Below are 17,971 nucleotides of genomic sequence, written 5' to 3'. Positions count from 1 at the left end.
AATCTTATCAAACCTTATCATACCTCTACAAATATGTTAGTATAGATTTGTAGAGGTTAAGCCGTTATGAAAAAATATGTCACCCCAAAAGAGGCAGCCGAATATTACGGTGTCTCCATTACAACACTCAGGAGATGGGATAAAGACGGAAGACTTGACAGCATCAGGACTCAAGGGAATCAAAGAAGGTTTTGTGTTCAAGGACAAGACCCGCAGAGTAAGCCCATTGTCGCTTATGCAAGAGTCTCTACACACTCCCAACGAGACGACCTTGATAGACAAGCTGAATTTTTACGGTCAAAATACCCAAACGCTGAAGTTATTTCAGAAGTTGGATCGGGACTCAATTTTAAACGGCGAAAGTTTATCAAAATATTGGAACGAATATACAGCTCTGATATCTCGGCATTTGTCATTGCATACCCAGATAGAGCAGTCCGATTTGGATTTCCGTTACTTGAATGGTTGTGCCAAAAAAGTGGAGTTAAACTCTTGGTTCTCAATGAACGTAAATTATCCCCAGAGCAAGAACTCGTCGAAGATATCTTGTCCATCCTCCACTGTTTCTCTGCTAGGCTTTACGGACTCCGAAAATACCAAAAACAACTCACGAAAGCGGTACAAGAAAAAACCTCGGAATCAGACGGTGAAGTTGACACCCAACAGTGTCTCAAAGATCAGGGTGTTTCCGTCTAAAGAACTTCATAAAGTTTGGAAAACTTGGCTCAACGCTTATCGCGCTTGTTTATAACTGGTCCATAGCTACTATCAAGAATGGCTATCAAGGTAGTACCTACGATCTACAGAAAATAGCAAGAGGCGCTGATAGACCAGAATGGGTAAAAACGCTTCCAGGTCATCAACTACAAGAGGCAGTAGCTGATGCGATCGATGCAGTTAAGCAGGCGAAAGCTAACGGAGGTTTTGCTAAGTTTAAGTCCTGTCGTCAGACTTCCCAGGTGATCAAGTTCAAAGCAGGAAACTTCAAGAAGGGTTTCTGGTACCCAACAAAAGTAAAAGGATTGTCTTTCCGCTCACCTCAAGACTTCCCTACCGAATGTATCTACGGAACTCAATTAGTGTGGATCAAAGGAAAATGGTACGGGATTTTTCCTGAGTACATTGAGCCCACTCCTACTGAAGAGGAACGAGTAATAGCCTTAGACCCAGGTGTTAGGACATTCCTTACTGGTTTTGATGGCAGAAATTATATCGAAATAGGTAAGAGCGATATTGGTAGAATCCAAAGACTTTGTCAACAATTAGATCGGTTGATGAGTCGTATTGACTTAAGCTCTGCCAAACGTCAGAGACGTTCGCGAAGCGTGCGCCAAAGCGCAGCAATGAGGAAAGCCGCTCATCGTTTACGCCAAAAGATTCAAGACTTGATCAAGGACACCCGCAACAAGTCGGCCTCCTTTCTCGTTAGTAACTACAAGCTGATCTTTTTACCAAGGTTTGAGACATCTTTGATGGTTGTAAAGTCAGCTAGGAAGTTGAACAAGAAGACAGCTCGCAATCTGCTCACCTGGAGTCATTACAAATTTCGTCAACATTTGATACAAATGGCAGATCGGCATGATGTAATGGTGGTATTAGTTAATGAATCTTACACGAGCAAGACTTGTCCGGAGTGCGGTCATATTCACGAAAAATTAGGCGGTAATAGAAAATTCCAATGCCCAAAATGTGGTTTCTCATTACCACGGGATTGGAATGGCGCACGGAACATAATGATTCGTGCTTTGTCGGCAAGTGCGTTTCGTTGGTTATAAACCTTACCTATTAAGGGTTTGGGGGACTAACCGCTTGGTCGGGAAACTGAACCATGACAACTTGATAACCATGATGGTGAAAATCCATCCCTCGTGAAATCCGAGTGACAGCCTTACCCTGATTTATGAACATAACAAACTCATGAATTGATGCAAGGGTCGAATAGTGAAGCAGAGCTAGTCTAAGCAAAGTTAGTAACAGGCAAAGGACTCATGGGTACGAGAGAAAGGTACATCAGAATCATCGTAAAAGGCATGTAGCGAAATAGACTGATACGCTACAGACAAAAGTCAAAGGAATAAGGACTATGAGGTTTTGCCGCCTCATAATGATTTCCCAAAGAATATTCCTGGTGAAGAGTACCACCCTAAAAGTCCACAGAATGGTTATCAGGAACGAAATAACTCTCATATGTACTCTCAACATGGTCGATGGTTGAGTAGGTAGTTAACCGCAAGTCATAGGAGAGCGAGATTGAGTCAGAAGCCAATGCCTGGGGTAATGCCCAGGATATGCTGACGGACTCACGTTGTAGGAAAGGGTATGGTTGTAAGTAGTAATGAATAAGTCTAAAACTCAGGGGTTCGCCCCACAGTCGGAATGGAGAAGGGTCAATTGGCGAAAGCTGGAAATGACCGTTTTTAAGTTACAAAAACGAATATACCGAGCCTCGAGCCGTGGTGACGTGAGCGTGGTAAGAAAACTCCAAAAGACCCTGATGAAGTCCTGGTCAGCCAAAATGATTGCGGTCAGACGAGTCACCCAGGAGAATAAAGGCAAAAAGACTGCCGGAATAGACGGGTTCAAAGCCTTAACCAATAGGCAACGCCTCGCCTTAGTAGCCAGCCTCAAGGTCTCCAAAAAGGCACAACCTACCAGAAGGGTATGGATTCCCAAACCCGGACGGTCAGAAAAACGCCCCTTAGGTATCCCGACTATGTACGACCGTGCATTACAAGCACTTGCCAAGCAGGCTCTTGAACCTGAATGGGAAGAAAAATTTGAACCCAATTCATACGGGTTCAGACCAGGACGCTCATGTCATGATGCCATTGAAGCAATATTCAATTTCATCAACAAAAAACCCAAATGGGTTCTTGATGCTGACATTGCCAAATGCTTCGACAAAATAAACCATGATGCACTTCTAACAAAATTGAATACCTATCCATCCATGAGACGTTTAATTAAGTCCTGGCTTAAAGCCGGTGTGATGGATAAGGGAATATTCTCACACACAAACGAGGGCACCCCTCAAGGTGGGGTGATATCCCCACTATTGGCGAACATAGCCCTCCACGGAATGGAACAAGAGGTATGGAACTATGCCAACTCTATCAAGGGTAAAAAAACATATTACAAAAAAGGATTAGCCCTAATTAGATACGCAGATGATTTCGTCATCCTTCACCCAGACCAAAAAGTGGTAGAAGAATATCAAGAAGTAATCAACACATGGCTACAGGACATGGGGTTGGAACTAAAACCAAGTAAAACCCAAATTACCCACACTTTTGACGGATTTGATTTTCTTGGATTCAACATCCGTCAATATAAAACAGGTAAAAACCATTCAAAACGAGGTTTTAAAACCATCATCAAACCATCCAAAGAAAAAGTTCTAGAACATTACGGGCAGCTTTCCCAAGTCATCAACAGACATAAAGCTGCCCCACAGAAGGCGTTAATAAGCCAACTTAAACCTATTATAAGAGGATGGTGTAACTACTACAGCTCTGTTTGTAGCAAAGAAACCTTCTCAAAATTAGGGAATCTAGTCTGGAACAAACTTCGAAGATGGGGATATAGGAGACACCCCAACAAATCAAGAACCTGGGTAACCAAGAAATATTGGGGAACCATCGGAGAAGATAACTGGGTATTCATGACCAACGGGAATAACTACCTCCCAAAACATGCCAAAACTGAAATAGTCAGGCACATAAAAGTTCAAGAAACCAGGAGTCCCTACGATGGAGACCTAATTTATTGGAGCACCAGAATGAGAAAGCATCCTGAGATGACCACTCAGAAGGGAAGGCTTTTAGAACGGCAAGAAGGGAAATGCGCCCATTGTGGTCTTACCTTCAGGGATGGAGATTTGTTGGAAAAACACCATATTATACCACGCGCTCTAGGAGGTAACGACCATGACAAAAATCTAGAGTTACTTCACCTCCATTGTCACGACGCCAAACACGGTACCAAAGTCAACTCTTCAAAGTTAGATGAGAATCCGTTCTAGAGGTACCAATGTAAATGGTTCCTATGATGAGGAGCCGGATGATGCGAAAGTGTCATGTCCGGTTCTGAAGACGAGTCGGTGGGGCGACTCACCGGCTTAGTTTAATCAACCACCAGGTTTTCACCTGGTGCTATACAGGTCATTCCTGCTGATGAGCAGGTTTAGACAGGTTAAATGTTGCACCCTAATCCCTTGGCTTTAACATAAACTGATCGAATTTAATCACCTCTGAATTAGGCGATCGCGTATCAAAGCGATAGCTAGTTACTATACCGGTGCCAGTATCGAAGATACTAAATACAGTGAGGTCATTACTAGCGATATAAGGCAAGGGCTGGTTATTCTCTCCTAACAATGGCGCGATTGTTGGCATAACGGGCTCTAATCCATTGGCGTCTCCAGTAGCGGAATAGTTTTCGTTATACCCAGTTGGTACTGGGCGCTTCTTCTCACCAACATAAGCGCCATAACTATTCCCCACATTGGAGGATTCTAAAAAATGGATGCCATTACCATCAACAAAGCGATTCCATAGATGGGAATGGCCATAATACACCAACTGCACACCAGCAGCTTCTAACAATGGCACCACATCCCGAATGATGTAATCCTTGTCTTTGGGGTACTCATAACGTACTGCTGTCACCTTACCCGCCCGATCCCGCTCAATGATCTGCACTGGGTCAGTATAAGCTGGGACAATATTGTCCCCTAGGCTATGGGGAGGATGGTGAAGCATCACAATTTTATACTTAGCTTGTTGAAACTCAGTGCTATTGAGTTCTGCCTGGAGCCATTGGTACTGGGGACTCCCTTTACTAACCGGTTCAAAGATATGTTGTCCGTATCCCCAAGCGATGGGATTGTCTAAATCTTGTTCCCGTTCTTGATACCTACCTTTGGCATTAGGGCTTAAGCTAGGTGTGCGCCAAATATTAGTAATGTACAACACCACTAAGCGAATATCACCAAAGGTTACGGCATAATAAGGTTTGCCATTAGGTAGGGAAAAAATCTCGTTATAGGTGTCAGTATTATAGGTATTATTTTTTAGCCAAGCTTGGTAATAATTAGGGTCATTATCTGGATTTAACTGTTCAGCTTTTTGCTGATAGATGGCTTGTGCTGCAGCCCGAGGAAAAGGGTCATTGAATTGGCTATTCAAATCCTTTTCCATAGAAAAACGACCCATCACTTCATGATTGCCAACTACAGGAAAGATCGGGGCATTTTGAATAATTTCACCGCCATGGTAGGTAGTTTTAACCCCATTCTTCTCCAATTGGTAATTAGCTCGACCCTGAAGACAAGGGAAAAACGCACCACCCCGGTTATCATCAAACCATTCCGAAGCCCGGTCAGGAATATTAACTAAATCACCAACATAAAACACTCCATCAATTTGGCCTACAGTGTCTATCACCTTCTGGAGATTAGCTGCGGTCATGGGCATTAGTTGATGGTCAGAAGTCAGAAGAATTTTCTGGGGTGTCTCAGGGTTTGGGAGAGCACTGACGCTAAAGAGTTTGCTCCTGACAACTTGCCCATTCTCCTTGACACTGGTGACTTGATAGGGAACAGGAAGACCAGGAGTCAGTCCAGTTACGATGGCTTCATGACGCCAAATATCCCGCATGATGGGCTTCTGGTAGACTTGGCCGTCTTCGGTCTGGTTGCCTACTCGGGATTTTTGGTCTTCCCGAGTGCGGCTGAGTTTAGTAGTAGTAGCAGTGGCCTTACGATAAGAGCTCGTGCCGTAGGTAACAGTGTGGCGGGAGCCAGGAAATTCGGTAAACCAAACCACCCGCACGGAATCTTTTGTAGGAAATTGCAAGAATGGGTCAGTCAGTAATTCGTAAGCGGATGTCATGGCTCGCTGCTGGGTAATTTGCTTGATAGTTGGGACAAGAACAATTACACCGATAACTATAGCTGCCATGAGGATAAAGCGACTGATAGAAAACTTGACCATTTCCCTACTCCCTACTCCCTACTCCCTACTCCCTACTCCCCATAGCACGACGTTGCTGATTGAGGGAAACTGTCACAATCCCCTAATCAAACACACAACTACTCTCCACTATACTTTGAGCACTTAGGTATCAGCGTATTAGTCTAAGTGCTCAAACCCTTATTCATGTTGACATAGAGCGTTTGCGTAGCCCATTGACTGCTCGGGTGCCTCAAACGCTCAATTTGCTTGTGTCGAAAGTATATTTTGAATCGTAAACATTTATGTAAAAGATTTTTGCAATAATTACATTTGAGGTCAGATTAAAGTTAAATTAGATACAAAACTAACTGACTACAGGTTTTATAGAAGCCATACTATGACATTATTAACTACTAATCAAGTTATTAGCCAACTTAAGCAAGGACTGTCGTTACAGAAAGCCGAGCTGAGTCATATTGATTTACAGGGGTTGAATCTGGATCAGGCTCAGTTTGCCCACGCTTACCTACGTAATGCCAATCTCTCGGGAGCATCTTGTCAAGAGACAGACTTTACTCAAGCCAATCTCAGCTGGGCCAACCTATCGGGGGCAACTCTGGTTTATGCCCGACTCTCAGGAGCTCAACTGAATTGTGCTGATTTGGAGGGGGCGAATCTCCGAGGGGCTTGGGCAACAAAGGCTAAGCTCTGTGGAGCAAGACTAGATGGGGTTGAGGCGTCCTTAGCCCAGCTGCAAAAGGCGGATTTGAGAGAAGCAACTGGAAAAGGGATAACCTTTACAGGTGCCAATCTCAAGATGGCCAATTTAGGAGCTGTGAATTTCCCTGAGGCTAATTTCAGTGGAGCAAGCCTTGATCTAGCTAGCTTAGAGGCAGCTAAGTTAATCGATACTAAGTGGCTTGCTGCTGATTTGGAACGGGCAAATTTAAGCCGTGCTAGTTTACTCAGAGCAGATTTAACCTCTGCTAATCTGATTGTTGCTAATCTCAGAGCTGCTGATTTGACCGAGGTAATTTTGCGTGGTGCTCAGTTGCTGGAGTCAAGTTTAGAAAATGCGCTATTAAACGATGTTGATTTAACTGAAGCGTCTTTATTTTCTGCCAATTTAGAAGGGGCTCGCTTATCTAGTATTAATCTTACAAATGCTGATTTACAGTACGCTAATTTAGAGAATACTATTTGGAATGGTGTTGATTTCGACCAATGCGAGGTGGCCGGTGCGGTGTTTACCGATGCTAAAGGATTAAGTGCTCAACAGTGCCAATGGCTTAAGGAAAATGGCGCGTTGAATGTTCCAATTCGGTAACAGCAACCTAAGCTATCTGCTTAAGCGCTACGGGCACGCTACTTGAGGTGCGGTCAGCGGTCAGCTGTCAGGCGTCAGCTTATTTTAGTCAAAGGTGCCCTTGACCCATGAAGAATTAAATTCACCAAGGTCAAGGGCACCTAAAAACTATTAAAATCATTCCATTATTAAGCAACGCCTTAGGAATGGTTGATGCAATTCGGTTTATTCAATATTTTAACTGGGGTCAAGGTGACTATACCAAAGAACGCCATCAGTGGCTAAACCAAAAGCCATTAAACGAGATTATAAACTCAATCAAGGAACAACAAGATGACAGCAATCAATATGATGAAATTATTAAATAATTTCATTATTTAATAATAAGGGGTATTCAGTTTCTTGGTGCTCCCTGCCAAAATTATTATCTACTGGTCTGACCAACCTGCGGAATATGGGTTACTACTAGCTTTTCATGGTCTTATCCTGATTGATGGTAACCGTTGGGTCAACCTAACCGTTGCGGAAGCCTAACTGTTAAACAAGCATGGGATGATCGCATCAACAGCTAGTAGTCCGTTGATGCTGTGCTCTTGAATTGATAGTAACCGTTGCGGAAGCCTAACCGTTGCGGAAGCTTAACTGTTTAAGAAACATGCGATTGGCCTTTGGCCACGCTACGCGATTGGCCTTTGGCCACGCTACGCGATTGGCCTTTGGCCACGCTACGCGATTGGCCTTTGGCCACGCTACGCGATTGGCCTTTGGCCACGCTACGCGATTGGCCTTTGGCCACGCTACGCGATCGCTTATAGTGACATACTCCTACACTGACTCTGCTCTTACAGAGCCGCTCCGCGAACGAGTGAGCGTGTAGGCTTCTTGCCAACTCCACCCAACGGTATCGGCTTTCGCCGACGCTGCGCGAACGGATACTCGGCAAGCTTTATTAACGACACGGTCAGAAGTTACCGCAAGAAGAGTGGAGCCTTTATGGTTAGTCGGCTATGCATAAAAGAGGTGCGACCCGTGGCGAATTTAATTCGCCAACGGAAAGCGCACCTTTGGTTAAAACTTTATGATTAAGGCGACCCTCTGATAAGGTTTCGTCTCCGGGATGCCCCTCCGCGCCGGAACAATACAATAAGTTCTATTTTTAAGGAACGTAGGTGCCTGACAAACCAGCATTTAAGGCCTTTGGCCACGCTTCGCGAACGGCTTTGTTTATCAGTACATATATTATAGCAATTCCATGCATACCCTGTGCAAAATTCATCCCACACCTATGCTGCGCATTAGGTGTGGGGCTTCTTTTGCCGGACAGCTAAGTTGCGGTCAAACGTACAACTTTCTATCCCTATCTCCCCATCTCCCCATCTCCCCATCTCCCCATCTCCCTATACAAGCAATCTACTCTCTTTGAATGCAACTCGGTATTAGATCCGATAGTTATAGCATTTATAAATGAGATGTAAACCTAGGTAGTATTTTTTTATGGAAAAAGAAAAATACGAAGCTCTTTACCCTCTTACCTTTCCCATTTTGCCTGCATTTCAATTCATGCCCTAAGCCTGTTTACAACCTATATAAAAACGCTATATATCCCATAATTTGAGGGTGATGTCTCCCCATTTCACCACACTTATTAAAATTTACATAGTTCCAATAAAAAGCACTAATAACTGCTAGAATTAACCAGAAGATATTTAAAGCAATAACTTAGAACTTAATATGGGTGGAAGAAAGCTAGTAATCACCCTCACCTTAGGTTGGGCCAGGACAATGGCGGTCCCCCTGGGTTGGTTAACCCTAGCCATGTCGGGTAACTATGCCTTGGCCGATATTGTTACGGATGGGACATTAGGTTCAGAATCGTCTGTGGTGATACCTAATACCAATGTCCGAGGAAAAATAGCAGATAAGATCGAAGGTGGCGCAACACGAGGGTCTAACCTATTCCACAGTTTTCAGGAATTTAATGTAGGAGAACTACAACGGGTTTATTTTGCTAATCCTTCTGGAATCGAGACTATTCTAACCCGGGTAACTGGAAGTAATCTCTCTAATATTCTAGGCACTTTGGGAGTAGATGGTGCAGCGAATCTGTTTTTGCTCAATCCTAATGGCATTGTGTTTGGACCGCAGTCGAGATTAGATGTAGCTGGTTCCTTTTTCGCCTCTACTGCCAATAGCCTGGTCTTTGCTAATGGGCAGGAGTTTAGTGCCACATCCTATGAAGCCCCGCCACTGCTAACCATTAATATTACCCCAGGATTGCAGTATGGCAAGTATGACCCCAGGACAACAATTCAAAATGCTGGGAATTTAGCAGTAGGACAAGATTTAACTCTAGCTGCAGGCAATCTAGATTTACAGGGTCAACTGGAGGCTGGTAACAATTTGACTCTGTTTGGAGAAGATACGGTCACCATCAGGGATACTATAGCGCAACCTTTTATTGCCAATGCTGGTGGTTTGCTGCTAATTCAGGGGAATCAGTCAATTGATATTGCTGCCCATAACCATACCGATAGTGGTTTATTCGCTGGTTCTGATTTACGGTTGCGTTCGCGTAGCGTGGCCATTCGCGTAGCGTGGCCCAAAGGCCAAGGCCAATCGCCGGGTCCCATAGCAGGGGATGCTCACTATACCGCTGGCGGCAGTTTCAGCATCGAGCAGTTGGATGGATTACCCGGAAATTTACTCAGCCCCCATGACCCAATTATTCTGGCCAATGGAGATGTCAGTTTAGGAAACTATACCGGAGCATCACTACATATTTTGGCAGGAGGGAGTGTTACCGTTGGGGACCTAGAAATTAACTCTACCGATACAGCCAATAATGCCATTAGTCCTGATAACTCCAATCCGTTCTTAGCTAGTCTGGCCAATGTTACCTTGTCTGACCAAGGGGGAACGTCTGTAGTAATTGATGGTAGTAGTCAACCTACCTTAGATATTCGGGCTGGCATAGATTGGACATTACTGGGGGGTTTTCCAGGAAATGTGGATACCGGAAACCTTGCCCCTAACCTGGATACGGCTGCTACTAGTGCCGATATCACCATTGGTGACATCTCGATTAATGCTCCGAATGGACTAGTATTCTTAACCAATCAGTATCAAACCAATGGATCTAATCCTACTAACAAGCTGGAGATTGGAACACTCCGCACCGATGACAATTTCGGTGGGTTTGTGGGAAATAGTGGTGATGTGATTATCGATTATCGAGGCGGGATTGAAATAAGCGAACGCATTAATACCTCTAGCGCTACCGGTAATGCCGGTCAGATTAAATTAATTACGTTTGATGACATAACCCTTGACAATAGTGACATAATCACCAGTACCTCCAATGCTGGTCAAGCTGGGGATATTACCATTGAAACCGGTTCCTTCACCGCCCGCCAAGGAGCTAGGATCCGAACTAACAGCAACAGTCAAGCCGATGCCGGAGATATCACGATTACGGCCAGTGGGGCTGTTTCCCTTGATGGCAGAAACGGCACTCAACGGAATAACAACGGCACTGAACTAGTATCTCGTCTGGACAACGGAGGCATAGGCAAGAGTGGGGATATTACCATCAAAGCTGATTCTGTTTCAGTCAAAGACAGCGCTGTCCTTGATGCTAGCCTCAAGGGTCAAGGGAGTGCAGGTCATATCAACATAGACGCCCGTCAAGTGCTCTTTAAAGGAGCACCGAGGGTAACCTTTCGGTCAGGCAATCGCAATGAAGCCTCCAGTGAAGCCAAAGTTAATGTTGAGCGTGGGGCAAACGGCCAGGGGGGTACGATAACCATTAAGACTGAATCTTTGTCAATCCTTGATGGTGCTAGACTCAGTGCCAATCTCAACAGTAAAGGCACTGGGGGCAATATTGAAATCTTTGCTAGTGATAGCGTAACCGTTTCGGGAGCAAGGGGCAATCGATTTAGTAGGATTAGTAGTAACGTCGGCGAATTCATTGGGAAAGACGCTGTCGGGAACGGTGGTAACATCACCATTCACACTGGCTCCCTATCCGTTACAAAGAGTGGTCAAATCCAAACCAACCTATTTGGTATAGGTAATGCTGGCAAGATAACTATCAAAGCTCGCGATACAGTTACCATTGACGGGATAGCAAATAAAGATAACATAGCCAGCGGTTTGCGCTCTCGGGTCGGTCCGGATAGAGAAGACAAAAGGTTTCGCAACCAATCAAAAGCTAGAGGTAATGGTGGCAATATCACCATAGAGGCAACGTCAGTTTTTGTGACCAATGGCGGTCAAGTAAGTACTGAAATCAATGACATAGGAAATGCTGGCAACATATCAATTATTGCTGAAGAGGAAGTTAGCTTTCATGGCGCTGCTAAGAATGAAAACGGGGATAAATTTTCAAGTATTATCTTCACTCGCGTTAGACCTCAAGCAGAGAGCGACGGTGGCAAAGTATCAATTAAAGCTCGGTCAGTTTCCTTTACCGACGGTGCTCAGATAAATTCCGAAACCCGTGGCCAAGGAAAAGGGGGTGATGTGGAAATAATAGCTCGCGATCGCGTTTTAGTTGATGGATTCAGCGAGCTAATTGGAGCAGATAGTGGCATATTTAGTGAGGTTCAATCGGATGGCAAGGACAATGGTGGCACGATCACGATCACAGTTACAGGAGGTTCATTGGCGATTACTGGAGGTGCCCAGTTAGTATCTGGTACTCAAGGCAAGGGGGATGGTGGTGATGTGATGATTACGGTTGGTGACCAGGTTTTAATAGACGGCGTGGGCATCAATGGCAAACCTAGTCGGATATTGACTGGTGTGGGTTCTAAGACAACAGAGGGAAACGGTGGTGACATTATCATAATTGACGCTAACTCTGTTTCTGTGACTGATGGTGCCCAGTTAGTATCTGGAACTGTAGGCAAGGGGGACGGTGGTCAGATTAAAATTAAAGCTAACTCCATTGCAGTCACTGATGGTGCGACCCTAGATGCTAGCACGAGGGGGAATGGGACAGGTGGACCTATAAACTTAACCACCAATAAACTAACTGTTCAAGACCAAGGTGAAATTTCCACTGCTACCTTCTCACAAGACAATGACGGCAATGGCGGCAACGGCGGCGCAATTATTGTGCATGCAAAAGAATCTGTTCTGCTCAAGAATGATGGAGTAATTTCCAGCGCTGTAAACGACACAGGTAGTGGTAATGGAGGAACTATTGAGATCACTACTTCCTCCCTATCTCTGATTAATGGTGGGCGGGTAGAAGCACGCAGCCTCGGTTTCATCCCAAGAGTTCTAGCTTCTGAGTTAGCCAACCAGTCCTATCAGGAGGTTGTCCTAGAAGATCAGCCAGTAGCCTACTGGGGTTTAGACGAAACCACTTCCTTAACAGCTGTTGACAGTTCTGGCAATGGCTTCAACGGTACCTACGAGAATGGCGTAACTCAGGGCGTTCCAGGAATATCAGGCACCGCAGGAGAATTTGATGGCAACAATGATGCTGTGGATGTTGGTATTATTGCACGAGATTCGGAATTAGATATCAGCAATCAATCCTTCACTGTAGAAGCCTGGGTAAAACAAAACGACTCTAACCAATCTAAGAATCAATCCTATGTCGGGATACATCCAAGCAATAACCAAAACGATGGTAACGGTGACAGTCTATATTTCCGAGTGACCAGTAACGGTGCTGTCCGTTTTGGTGACTTTGAGGGTAACTCGGACTTGAGAACACCAAGGAACTTCATTGAAGCAGATACTTGGCATCACATTGTAGCTAGTTACGACCAAAGCTCCAACACCAACACCATTTTTGTCGATGGTCGGGAAGTGATCAGTAACAACCAAGGTGCTTTTGAAAGTCAAAACCCCCGTGTCTTGATCGGGGCTTGGCCGAACATTGGTGACCAAGCATTTAATGGTGTGATTGATGAAGTCGCAGTCTATGACGAAGCCTTATCCCCTGAAAGAATTACTAGTCACTACTTACGGGGGCAACGAAATCTTGGTGTATCTCCGGAATCCTTACCTGATCGTGCAGCAAATGCTGGTAAGATTACAGTCAATGCTGATGACATTACTATTTCTGGAGTTAGTCCCACTAATAGTGATATTGCCAGTGGTTTAGTGTCTAGCAGCTCAGGCAATTTCAGTGGTGAAGCTGGTACGATCACCATCGATACTAATTCCCTGAAGGTTGAGGATAGAGGGGAAATAAACGTAAGCAGTAAGACAGCTCAAGCTGGTGATATCAGAATCAATAGTAATTCCCTCAAGGTTGAAGATGAAGGGATAATAACAGTCAGAAGTGAGAACGGGGTAGCAGGTAATCTGATAATTAATGCTAATTCCCTGTTGCTCAATAACGGAACACTAGAAGCTGAAACTGCTCAAACTCCAAATCCTGGGGAATCAGGAGCGAATATCACACTAAACATATCAGACCTAATACAGCTCAAAAACGAAAGTCTGATCTCCGCAAAGGCTTTAGAAGCTAACGGAGGTAACATCACTATTAATGAGAACCGTAATGATAATCCGAATGATAACCCATTCCTGATTGCTTTCCCCGCAACTGGTTCTAATGGTAGTGATATCATTGCTAATGCTCCCATGGGACAAGGCGGTAATATCACTATCAATGCCTTCAGTATCTTTGGTATTGAAGAGCGCCCAGCTATTGATGGCAATGGCACCAATGATATAGATGCCTCTGGTCAGACAGACAGTGGTATGGTGACCATCAACACTACCAATGACTTTCTGGAACGGGAGCCCAACAGCTTACCCACCGAACCAGGCAAGGCTCAATTTGACCAGCGCTGCCAACCGGGTAATAGTACTGGCAGTAGTTTTGTCAATACTGGACGTGGCGGCTTACCTCCTCGCCCAGGTGAAATCAGCAGCAATACCCTTTGGGAAGATATACGCCGTCCCACTGCCCGTGGACGCTATCGCTCCCGGACTGCACTGGTTAACCCCCCTGTTCAGCCCCCCACTACCCCTAAGCCAAAACGGATTATAGAAGCTCAAGGCTTGATGATTGATGCTGATGGCAATATCTTTCTGACTGCTTATCCAACTACCGTGACACCGGATGGATTTCGGCAGGTGCCTGGGTCTTGTTATTTGCCCTAGGGAACAGGGAGCAGGGAATTGGGAATCGGGAATCGGGAACACAGATGCAGCGTGGAACAGGCATCTTGCCTGTTACAATTCCCAGGGGCATCAGGGGTGGAACAGGCATCTTGCCTGTTTCATTTCCAGGGGCATCAGGGGTGGAACAGGCATCTTGCCTGTTTCATTTCCAGGGGCATCAGGGGTGGAACAGGCATCTTGCCTGTTACAATTCCCAGGGGCATCAGGTGTGGAACAGGCATCTTGCCTGTTTCATTTCCAGGGGCATCAGGGGTGGAACAGGCATCTTGCCTGTTTCATTTCCAGGGGCATCAGGGGTGGAACAGGCATCTTGCCTGTTTCATTTCCAGAGGCATCTTAGTGGAACAGGCATCTTGCCTGTTTCATTCCCAGCAGGATGCCCACCCCACTCATAGTCATCCCGCCCCTCAGCAATGAGAAAAATTTAGATATACCTCAGCCTTACTATGAAACACCATACTCCATTCAAGAGATAATTTAATAGAAACCCTAGATTTAGCGTCCTCATGCTTCGCGCGACCCTAATTGGCACACAAACCCTAATTTTTTTTCTCCTAAATTTAGTTCTCCCCATTGGCATCCTTCCGGTCTTATCCTATCCCACAACTGTTAAGCCAATTCCTCAAGATTGGTCAGCGTCAGATTTAGTGGAACAAGGCAGAGCATTCTACACCAAAGGTCAGTTTAATCAAGCAGCAAGCACTTGGGAACAGGCAGCACAAGCCTATGAATCCCAAGGGGATAGACTACATCAGGCCATGGTGTTGAGTTATCTGTCCTTGGCTTACCAGAAACTGCAACAGTGGTTTGATGCGGAAGATGCGATCGCATTTAGCCTCAAGCTGTTAGAGACCGGAGCAGATCTCAGGGATAGCCCAGACTACCAGCAAATCCAAGCCCAAGCTCTCAACACCCTAGGTAGTTTAGAATTAGCCTTAGGACAACCAGACACTGCTCTAGAAGCCTGGCAATTGGCTACTGAGATTTATCAACAATTAAAGGATGACATTGGCATTACAGGTACCCTAATTAATCAAGCTCAAGCGATGGAAGCCTTAGGACTTCACCGTCGCACCTGTAAAACCTTATTACAAGCCTTAAACCTGGACAATAATTGCGATTTGTCCAATCAAGAAAGGTTTGAAACGGTGCTGCAAACCTTTCAACAAACCCCTGATCCCCAGATTAAAATCCTTGGCTTACGTAGCCTTGGGAATACTCTCCGTCTCCTTGGGTACTTGAAGCACTCTCAGCAAGTGCTTAAGGCAAGTTTGAAAGTAGCTCAACCTCCTTTAGAAAAACGAGAGACCTTACTGAGTTTGGGAGATACAGAACGTTCTTGGTACAACCACTATAAACAATTATACACCAGAAATAACCAGATAGAACAACAAGAAAAAGTTCAAAAAAAAGTTGATGATAAGTTTAATTATGCTCTAAACTACTATCAAGAATCTCTTCAAGAGTCAAGCAAATTATCAGCATCAACCAGCTTAGATATTGAACCGAAACTACAGCGATTAAGTCTACTCATTGACTTCCACAATTGGTTAGAGACCTTAACGGATGAAGACAAAGATCAAAACAAAACTACAAGGCTCCAAGAATTAAAATATAAAATTAATGACCAAGTCAAGGAATTACTCAACAGCGAGATTACTAAATTACCAGCTAGTCGAACCGCAATCTATGCTCAAATCAATTTTGTCGAAAGTCTGATCACCTATGATCTAAAATCAAACAAGCATCACGACAATCTTCAGCGGTCATCCTTTATCCTTCAGCCTTACGAAATTGCCCATACATTAGTCAAAGCTCTCCAAGAGGCTCAACTTTTAGACGATAAACGAGCCGAATCCTATGCCCTTGGTACCCTTGGTAAGCTATATGAACAAACTCAGCAATGGTATCAAGCTCAAGAATTTACCGAAAAAGCCCTGACCATAGCTCAAGGAATTCAAGCCGATGACATTGCCTATCAATGGCAATGGCAGTTAGGACGAATTTATAAAGCTCTGGGAAAAACTGAAGAAGCAATCACCGCTTACCAAGCAACGGTCAAAACCCTAGATTCTCTTCGCCAAGATTTACTGGCTCTGAGTTCAGATGTGCAGTTTTCCTTTCGGGAAAATGTTGAGCAAGTCTATCGAGAATTAGTCGATTTACTCTTGAAAGACGATCAAACCGCTCAACCGATCGCAAAGAAAGCGATCGCAGATAACCGGATCCCACAAAACAAGCTCAAGCAAGCTACCGCAGCAATTGACTCTCTCCAGCTAGCCCAAATTGAAAATTTTCTGGGGTGTAACCTTTCTGACATTGTGGAATTGAGGGAGCAGCAAATCGATCCGAGTGCAGCATTAGTTTATCCGATTATTCTCGATGACCGGTTAGCGGTGATCGTGAAATTACCAAAATCAGAAAAATTTATTCACTATACCGCTGCTTTACCTAAAGCTAAACTTGAGCAAACCTTAGAAAGTCTCCGTATAGAGCTAGAAAAACCTTTTATTTCTAAAGAAAGTCTAGCCTTATCCCAACAGGTTTATGACTGGTTAATTCGACGGGCGGAAGGGTTGCTCGAAGCCAATCAAGTTAAAACCTTAGTATTTGTTCTTGATGGTGGCTTTCGCAATGTTCCCATGGCTACCCTTCATGATGGTGAACAGTATCTAGTAGAAAAAGGCTATGCGATCGCACTCATTCCTGGTTTGAGTCTACTGGAGCCCAAACCCTTAGCTCAAGTAGAGTTAAATGCCTTAGCCTTTGGACTTTCAGACATGCGCGAGGGTTTTCCTGATCATGAAGGTTTCGCTAACCTACCCAATGTTAAAACAGAATTAGGGGAAATTAAATCCCAAATTCCCAGTCAACAATTGCTCAATCAAGACTTTACCAGTCAAAAATGGCAAGAGTTAATCAGTTCAGTGCCATTTCCTGTGGTGCATTTAGCTACTCACGGTGAGTTTAGTTCAGATCCAGACGAGACCTTTCTGCTGGCGTGGGATAAGCGAATCAATCTCAAGGATTTAAGCAATGTCATCCAGAACAGAAGTGACAATAGTTTAGAAGCAATTGAATTACTAGTGCTCAGTGCTTGTAAAACTGCCGATGGTGATAGTCGTGCTAGCTTAGGCTTGGCCGGAGTAGCGATTCAGTCAGGAGCCAGGAGTACTATGGCTTCCCTATGGTTCATTGATGATGACTCTACGGCTAAACTGATGGCATCTTTTTACCAAGAATTAGCTGATTCTGGCGCAACGGTTACCAAAGCTGAAGCCTTGCGCCGTGCTCAAGTTAAGCTCTTAAAAAGCCGTGGTTATCAAGCTCCATATTTCTGGGGAGCCTATGTTTTAGTGGGAAATTGGCTGTAATCGGGAATCGGGAATCGGGAATTGGGAATCGGGAATCGGGAGTAGGGAATCGGGAATCGGGAATCGGGAATCGGGGGAAGTGTGGGGAGGTAGGGAGATGGGGAGGTCTCACAGGGGTAGGTTTTTTACATTTGGGTTCTGCCTCACCCCCAACCCCCGACCGGTCGGGGGCGGATCACAGG

The 17,971-nt window shown here is 44.8% G+C and carries 15 protein-coding genes; 12 read left to right on the top strand and 3 right to left on the bottom strand.

Features of this window, described 5'->3' with window-relative positions; genetic code table 11:
* Positions 1 to 66: 66 nt before the first annotated feature.
* The gene (locus BJP34_RS05065; protein WP_070391409.1) at positions 67 to 696 is read left to right on the top strand and encodes an IS607 family transposase; all 630 of its coding nucleotides are present in this window, start codon (positions 67 to 69) and stop codon (positions 694 to 696) included.
* The gene (locus BJP34_RS05060) at positions 666 to 1,775 is read left to right on the top strand and encodes an RNA-guided endonuclease InsQ/TnpB family protein (RefSeq protein WP_229424248.1); all 1,110 of its coding nucleotides are present in this window, start codon (positions 666 to 668) and stop codon (positions 1,773 to 1,775) included. Before BJP34_RS05065 ends, BJP34_RS05060 begins: the two co-directional genes overlap by 31 nt.
* A 10-nt stretch (positions 1,776 to 1,785) precedes the next feature.
* Here the strand turns inward: BJP34_RS05060 and BJP34_RS48410 are convergent, their stop codons facing one another.
* Positions 1,786 to 1,908 carry a hypothetical protein gene (locus BJP34_RS48410; RefSeq protein WP_267876334.1) on the bottom strand — a complete coding sequence of 41 codons (123 nt, stop codon included), beginning with the start codon at positions 1,906 to 1,908 and terminating at the stop codon, positions 1,786 to 1,788.
* A 427-nt stretch (positions 1,909 to 2,335) separates the two neighbouring features.
* On the opposite strand from BJP34_RS48410, the gene ltrA reads away from it, so the two are divergent.
* Positions 2,336 to 4,021, top strand: a complete 1,686-nt coding sequence (ltrA, locus tag BJP34_RS05055; protein ID WP_070391293.1) for a group II intron reverse transcriptase/maturase — start codon at positions 2,336 to 2,338, stop codon at positions 4,019 to 4,021.
* 184 nt (positions 4,022 to 4,205) lie between these two features.
* On the opposite strand, the gene BJP34_RS05050 is transcribed toward ltrA, so the two are convergent.
* Positions 4,206 to 5,960 carry a metallophosphoesterase family protein gene (locus tag BJP34_RS05050; RefSeq protein ID WP_324611020.1) on the bottom strand — a complete coding sequence of 585 codons (1,755 nt, stop codon included), beginning with the start codon at positions 5,958 to 5,960 and terminating at the stop codon, positions 4,206 to 4,208.
* Between BJP34_RS05050 and BJP34_RS45420 the strand changes: the two genes are divergently transcribed.
* From BJP34_RS45420 to BJP34_RS05035, 9 genes are all read left to right on the top strand, one after another.
* Entirely contained in the window at positions 5,959 to 6,120 is a 162-nt protein-coding gene (locus BJP34_RS45420) for a hypothetical protein (protein ID WP_168166462.1), read from the top strand. The two genes, BJP34_RS05050 and BJP34_RS45420, sit on opposite strands and share 2 nt — an antisense overlap.
* A 231-nt stretch (positions 6,121 to 6,351) precedes the next feature.
* Positions 6,352 to 7,281: a pentapeptide repeat-containing protein gene (locus BJP34_RS05045; protein WP_070391407.1), complete on the top strand. Its 930-nt coding sequence runs from the start codon at positions 6,352 to 6,354 to the stop codon at positions 7,279 to 7,281.
* Positions 7,282 to 7,466: 185 nt separating this feature from the next.
* Positions 7,467 to 7,628 (top strand): hypothetical protein, encoded by a 162-nt coding sequence (locus BJP34_RS45415; protein ID WP_168166495.1) that lies wholly within the window; start codon positions 7,467 to 7,469, stop codon positions 7,626 to 7,628.
* A 37-nt stretch (positions 7,629 to 7,665) separates the two neighbouring features.
* Positions 7,666 to 7,794, top strand: coding sequence for a hypothetical protein (locus BJP34_RS48405; RefSeq protein WP_267876487.1), 129 nt, complete (start codon positions 7,666 to 7,668; stop codon positions 7,792 to 7,794).
* 134 nt (positions 7,795 to 7,928) lie between these two features.
* On the top strand, positions 7,929 to 8,075 hold the full coding sequence (locus tag BJP34_RS42435; RefSeq protein WP_158517016.1) for a hypothetical protein: 147 nt from the start codon (positions 7,929 to 7,931) through the stop codon (positions 8,073 to 8,075).
* Positions 8,076 to 8,142: 67 nt separating this feature from the next.
* Entirely contained in the window at positions 8,143 to 8,346 is a 204-nt protein-coding gene (locus BJP34_RS38745; protein WP_149030805.1) for a hypothetical protein, read from the top strand.
* A 696-nt stretch (positions 8,347 to 9,042) separates the two neighbouring features.
* Positions 9,043 to 14,394 carry a LamG-like jellyroll fold domain-containing protein gene (locus BJP34_RS36105; protein WP_229424247.1) on the top strand — a complete coding sequence of 1,784 codons (5,352 nt, stop codon included), beginning with the start codon at positions 9,043 to 9,045 and terminating at the stop codon, positions 14,392 to 14,394.
* Positions 14,379 to 14,810, top strand: coding sequence for a hypothetical protein (locus BJP34_RS38740; protein ID WP_149030804.1), 432 nt, complete (start codon positions 14,379 to 14,381; stop codon positions 14,808 to 14,810). Before BJP34_RS36105 ends, BJP34_RS38740 begins: the two co-directional genes overlap by 16 nt.
* A 111-nt stretch (positions 14,811 to 14,921) precedes the next feature.
* A complete protein-coding gene (locus BJP34_RS05035; RefSeq protein WP_070391406.1) occupies positions 14,922 to 17,789 on the top strand; it encodes a CHAT domain-containing protein in 2,868 nt (955 codons plus the stop codon).
* On the opposite strand, the gene BJP34_RS42430 is transcribed toward BJP34_RS05035, so the two are convergent.
* The gene (locus tag BJP34_RS42430) at positions 17,713 to 17,901 is read right to left on the bottom strand and encodes a hypothetical protein (protein WP_158517015.1); all 189 of its coding nucleotides are present in this window, start codon (positions 17,899 to 17,901) and stop codon (positions 17,713 to 17,715) included. The two genes, BJP34_RS05035 and BJP34_RS42430, sit on opposite strands and share 77 nt — an antisense overlap.
* Positions 17,902 to 17,971 lie beyond the last annotated feature (70 nt).

The organism is Moorena producens PAL-8-15-08-1 (assembly GCF_001767235.1).
GTDB classification, from domain to species: Bacteria; Cyanobacteriota; Cyanobacteriia; order Cyanobacteriales; family Coleofasciculaceae; genus Moorena; species Moorena producens_A.
This window is presented reverse-complemented; position numbering and strand designations above follow the sequence as displayed.